This is a genomic window from Streptomyces sp. SID3343, assembly GCF_009865215.1.
GTDB lineage: Bacteria > Actinomycetota > Actinomycetes > Streptomycetales > Streptomycetaceae > Embleya.
Genome location: NZ_WWJX01000464.1, coordinates 1 through 5,081 on the forward strand (window position 1 = coordinate 1; position 5,081 = coordinate 5,081).

Consider the following 5,081-nt stretch of genomic DNA (forward strand, 5'->3'; position numbering starts at 1 on the left):
GCCGTCGGCACGCCGTTCGTCGCGCCCGAGGAGGCCGGTGCCCCGGTGGTGGGCGCGGCGGTGGTCGGCGCGGGAGCCGGCGGCGGCGGGGTGAACGCCGGAGTCGGCTTGAGCTGCTCGAAGTAGCCCGTGGGCGCGTGCACCGAGACGTCCAGCGAGGTCTCGCCTGCCGTACCGAACGCGAACGTCACCTTGCGGAACGAGCCGGCCTCGACGTCGGGAGCGTTCGGGAAGACCAGCGGGCCGAGGTAGGTCTTGCCCTGCGGGCTCTCCGCGGTCATGCCCTGCGGGCGGTCGACCATGTAGAGGGCGCCGCCGGCGGGGATCGTCAGCGGGCCGCCGGTCGCCGCCCCGGCACCGTCCACGGTCACCTTGGTGATCGTCTCGGGCTCCTTGCCCTCGTTGAACAAGGCGGCGCCCAGCGCCACGAGGTGCTTGCCCTGGTCGCCGGTCACCAGCTGCACGTTCTGGATCTTGAGGTCGCCGAACGCCGTGCTTGCGGTGTCGGGCTTGATCTGGTGTGTCTCGGCGTCCTTGCCGCTGGCGCATCCCGCGGCCAGAGGGGCGAGGACGGCGGCGACGGTGGCGGCGAGGGCGCCGCGTCGAAGGCTGCGGCTCACGGCGGCGGCATCTCCTTGAAGATCTTGGATCGAGGACCGGTCACGATGACCTGGGACAGCGTACTCAGGCCGAGTGCGCGACTCGTACGCGGCTCACCGCGCCGGAGCGAGCTTCGTCGGCGCCGCAGGCGAGTACGCACGCCCGGTCGGCGGGGCTTGCGGGTGGGGCGCCTGTGACATATGGGTCGCGCGAGGGCGCTCGAAGCGCCGCTCGGAGGCGTTGTTTGTCCTATTTGTTCGAGTCCTACAGGTGTGGGCTTTCCCGGGCGAGCACGCGCACGGTCCCGTTGTCAAGCCCCGACTAAGGCCCTGACCTGCGGAAACGTCATTCAGTAGGGGCGTGTCCCGTGTTACCCTAGAAAGCCACGGAAGGGGTACCTGTCACATGACGTTCAAGGTTGGCGACACCGTGGTCTACCCCCATCACGGGGCCGCGCTGATCGAGGCGATCGAGCAGCGCACGATCAAGGGTGTGGACAAGACCTATCTGGTGTTGAAGGTCGCCCAGGGTGATTTGACCGTCCGCGTGCCTGCGGACAACGCGGAATTCGTCGGTGTCCGGGACGTGGTGGGCCAGGAAGGCCTCGACCGCGTCTTCGAGGTACTGCGGGCTCCGCACACCGAAGAACCGACCAACTGGTCACGACGTTACAAGGCGAACCTCGAAAAGCTCGCCTCCGGTGACGTTATCAAGGTCGCGGAGGTCGTGCGCGACCTCTGGCGCCGCGAGCGTGATCGTGGCCTGTCGGCAGGCGAAAAGCGCATGCTGGCAAAGGCACGGCAGATCCTGGTGAGCGAGTTGGCGCTCGCCGAGAACACGAACGAGGACAAGGCCGAGGCCATCCTCGACGAGGTTCTTGCCTCCTGAGCCGTAGGATCCGCCCGTCGGTGACGGACGGATCCGCCGGTGTGGTGTCGACGTGATGTCGCGTCGCCACCCGGGTGGTTTGAGGGGACCTCGTTGAACGCTGTAGTCCTTGTGCCCGCTGCAGGGCGCGGTGAACGACTCGGTCCCGGTGCGCCCAAGGCGTTGCGTGAGCTTGGGGACATCCCGATGCTGGTGCATGCCGTCCGGTCGCTGTTGGCCGCCCGCGGGGTTTCCGCGGTAGTGGTCGCGGCTCCTCCGGACGGTGTGGCCGGTGTCCGGGATCTTTTGGATGCGCATTTGCCGCCCGGTTCACCCGTGAGGGTGGTCGCGGGCGGTTCGACGCGCCAGGAATCGGTGCGGCTCGCGCTCGACGCGGTGTCGTTGGACCACGACATCGTGCTCGTGCACGATGCCGCGCGCCCGTTCGTGCCGGCCGAGGTGGTGGAGGCGGTGATCGCCGCCGTCGTCGCCGGAGCCGACGCCGTCGTGCCCGCACTACCGGTGGTGGACACCGTCAAAGAGGTCGCCGCGATCGACGGGGTCGAGACCGTCGTGCGCACCGTCGACCGCTCGCTGCTGCGAGCCGTGCAGACCCCGCAGGGCTTTCGCCGGGCCGTGCTGCGCCACGCGCACGCCGAGGCCGGTGGGTTCGGCGCGGCGGGCGCGACCGACGACGCCGGGATGGTCGAGCGCGCGGGCGGCACCGTCGTGGTCGTACCCGGTTCCGAAGAGGCATTCAAGGTGACGCGTCCGTTCGACCTCCTGCTCGCGCGCGCTCTGTTGGAGCGACGCGCGGCGGCGGCCGACGAGGCGCACGAGGATCGCGACAGCGGTCGTGACAGTGCGGAGATCGACGTTGTCCGGTGAACACTCCCCGCGTATCGCCCTGCCCCGCACCGGCGTGGGCGTGGACGTGCATCCCTTCGAAGAGGGTCGCGACCTGTGGGTCGCCGGGCTGCGCTGGCCCGGGCAGACCGGCCTCGCAGGCCACTCCGACGGTGACGTCGCGGCGCACGCCGCGTGCGACGCGTTGCTCTCGGCCGCGGGTCTGGGCGACCTGGGCGCGCACTTCGGTACCGCCCGGCCGGAGTGGGCGGGTGCCTCCGGGGTCGCCCTGTTGACCGAGACGGCCAGGCTCGTGACCGAGGCCGGGTTCGCGATCGGCAACGTCGCGGTCCAGGTGATCGGGGTGCGCCCGAAGCTGGCGCCGCGTCGGGCCGAGGCCGAGGCGGCGTTGTCGGCGGCGGCCGGCGCCCCGGTGTCGGTGTCCGCCACCACCACCGACGGTCTGGGCCTGACCGGTCGCGCCGAGGGCTTGGCCGCCATCGCGACCGCGCTCGTGGTAAGAGTCGATGGATAACCAGGACCGGACGGCCGTCGTGACGCTCTAAGCTTGCGCGTGTGAGCATGCGCCTGTACGACACCAGCACCCGCACGGTCCGGGACTTCGTGCCGCTTGTCGAGGGACGGGTCTCGATCTACTTGTGTGGTGCCACCGTGCAGGCGCCGCCGCACATCGGGCACATCCGGTCGGGGCTGAACTTCGACGTGCTGCGCCGGTGGTTCGCCCACCGCGGCAACGACGTCGTGTTCTGCCGCAACGTCACGGACATCGACGACAAGATCATCACGAAGTCGGACGAGCAGGGGATCCCGCCCTGGCGCCTCGCGCAGGCCAACGAGCGGGCCTTCGCCGACGCCTACGCCGCGCTGGGCTGCCTGCCCTCGACGGTCGAGCCGCGGGCGACCGGGCACATCCCCGAGATGGTCGCGATGATGGACCGCCTGATCGCGACCGGGCACGCCTACCCGTCGGCCGGCGACGTCTACTTCGACGTGTCCTCGTATCCCGCCTACGGCGCGTTGTCCGGGCAAAAGCCCGACGCGATGCGCGAGGCGGAGGACGCGGGCACGGGTGCGGCCGGCAAGCGGGATCGGCGCGACTTCGCGCTGTGGAAGGCGGCCAAGCCGGGCGAACCCTCGTGGGACACTCCGTGGGGCAACGGCCGTCCGGGATGGCACCTGGAGTGCTCCGCGATGGCGCACAAGTATCTGGGTCCGGAGTTCGACATCCACGGCGGCGGGCTCGATCTGGTGTTTCCGCACCACGAGAACGAGATCGCGCAGTCCAAGGCGGCGGGCGACCCGTTCGCGCGCTACTGGATGCACAACGCCTGGGTCACCCTCAGCGGTGAGAAGATGAGCAAGTCGCTCGGCAACTCCGTGCTCGTGACGGAGATGCTCAAGCGTTGGTCGCCGCTGGTCCTGCGCTACTACCTGGCCACCCCGCACTACCGGTCGATGATCGAGTACAGCGAGGCGGCCCTGCACGAGGCCGAGGTCTCCTTCGGTCGGATCGAGGGCTTCCTGGAGCGGGCCGGCGAACAGACCGGCGCGATCGAGGTCGCCGCCGAGGTGCCGACCGCGTTCGCCGCGGCGATGGACGACGACCTGGGCGTGCCGCAGGCGATGGCGATCGTGCACAACACCGTGCGCGACGGCAACACGGCGCTGGCGGCGGGGGACAAGGACGCGGTCGTGCGGCACGCGGCCGACATCCGGGCGATGCTGGGCGTGCTCGGCATGGATCCGCTGTCCGCGCAGTGGACGGCGGGTGCGTCCGCGGGTCGATCCGACGAACTGCGCGGGGTCGTCGACCACCTGGTCAAGCTCGCGCTGGAACAGCGGCAGAGTGCGCGGGCCCGCAAGGACTACGCGGCGGCCGACGCGGTGCGCGACAGCCTCACGGCGGCCGGGATCGTGGTGGAGGACACTCCCAACGGTCCGCGGTGGACGCTGCACAAGGGCTAGTTCGAAGACGTGCCGTACGGCCGGACCGCCATGGGTTGGCGGGCCGGCCGTACGGTTGTACAAGCATGTGAGCTGTTTTGCAGCTGCTGATGAAGCAATCGAAGGGATGTACCCGTCATGGCCGGCAACACGGAGCGCCGTAACAAGCGCAACGAGGGAAGCAAGAAGGGGCCCTCGGTCGGCACTGGTGGGCACAGCCGCCGGGCGCTGAAGGGCAAGGGGCCGACCCCGCCCGCCGAGGCGCGCAAGGGGCACGCCAAGCAGCGCGCCGCGCACGCCGCCGCCAAGCGCAAGAACGCGTCGCCCACGACGCGTCGGGCCGCGGGCGGTCGCCCCGGTCGCGGTGGCAAGAGCTCGTCCGAGCTGGTCGCCGGCCGCAACTCGGTGCTCGAGGTGCTGCGCGCCGAGGCGCCGGCGACGTCGCTGTTCATCGCGCAGTACATCGACAGCGACGACCGGGTGCGCGAGGCGATGAAGATCGCGAACGTGCGCGGCATTCCGCTGATGGAGATCCCGCGTCCCGAACTGGACCGGATGACCGACGGCGCGATCCACCAGGGCCTGGTGCTCCAGATGCCGCCCTATGAGTATGCGCACCCCGACGACCTCGTGGTGGACGCGCACGACCGCGGCGAGGTACCGATCATCGTCGCGCTCGACAGCGTCACCGACCCGCGCAACCTCGGCGCGGTGATCCGCTCCGCGGCCGCCTTCGGCGGGCACGGCGTGGTCGTGCCGGAGCGGCGCGCGGCCGGCATGACCGCCGGCGCGTGGAAGTCGTC

Annotated in this window: 6 protein-coding genes; 5 read left to right on the top strand and 1 reads right to left on the bottom strand. The window is 70.5% G+C overall.

Going from position 1 to position 5,081, the window contains the following annotated elements; genetic code table 11:
- The coding region (locus GT354_RS15040; protein ID WP_161356819.1) for a hypothetical protein at positions 1–620 on the bottom strand (620 nt) is incomplete at its 3' end.
- Positions 621–1,005: 385 nt separating this feature from the next.
- On the opposite strand from GT354_RS15040, the gene GT354_RS15045 reads away from it, so the two are divergent.
- From GT354_RS15045 to GT354_RS15065, 5 genes are all read left to right on the top strand, one after another.
- Positions 1,006–1,488 carry a CarD family transcriptional regulator gene (locus GT354_RS15045; RefSeq protein ID WP_020552233.1) on the top strand — a complete coding sequence of 161 codons (483 nt, stop codon included), beginning with the start codon at positions 1,006–1,008 and terminating at the stop codon, positions 1,486–1,488.
- 93 nt (positions 1,489–1,581) lie between these two features.
- The gene (gene ispD, locus GT354_RS15050) at positions 1,582–2,355 is read left to right on the top strand and encodes a 2-C-methyl-D-erythritol 4-phosphate cytidylyltransferase (RefSeq protein ID WP_161356820.1); all 774 of its coding nucleotides are present in this window, start codon (positions 1,582–1,584) and stop codon (positions 2,353–2,355) included.
- A complete protein-coding gene (gene ispF, locus GT354_RS15055; RefSeq protein WP_161356821.1) occupies positions 2,345–2,848 on the top strand; it encodes a 2-C-methyl-D-erythritol 2,4-cyclodiphosphate synthase in 504 nt (167 codons plus the stop codon). The genes ispD and ispF overlap by 11 nt, the downstream gene beginning before the upstream one ends.
- A gap of 41 nt (positions 2,849–2,889) precedes the next feature.
- Positions 2,890–4,299 (top strand): cysteine--tRNA ligase, encoded by a 1,410-nt coding sequence (gene cysS, locus GT354_RS15060; protein WP_161356822.1) that lies wholly within the window; start codon positions 2,890–2,892, stop codon positions 4,297–4,299.
- A gap of 117 nt (positions 4,300–4,416) precedes the next feature.
- The coding region (locus tag GT354_RS15065) for an RNA methyltransferase (protein WP_161356823.1) at positions 4,417–5,081 on the top strand (665 nt) is incomplete at its 3' end.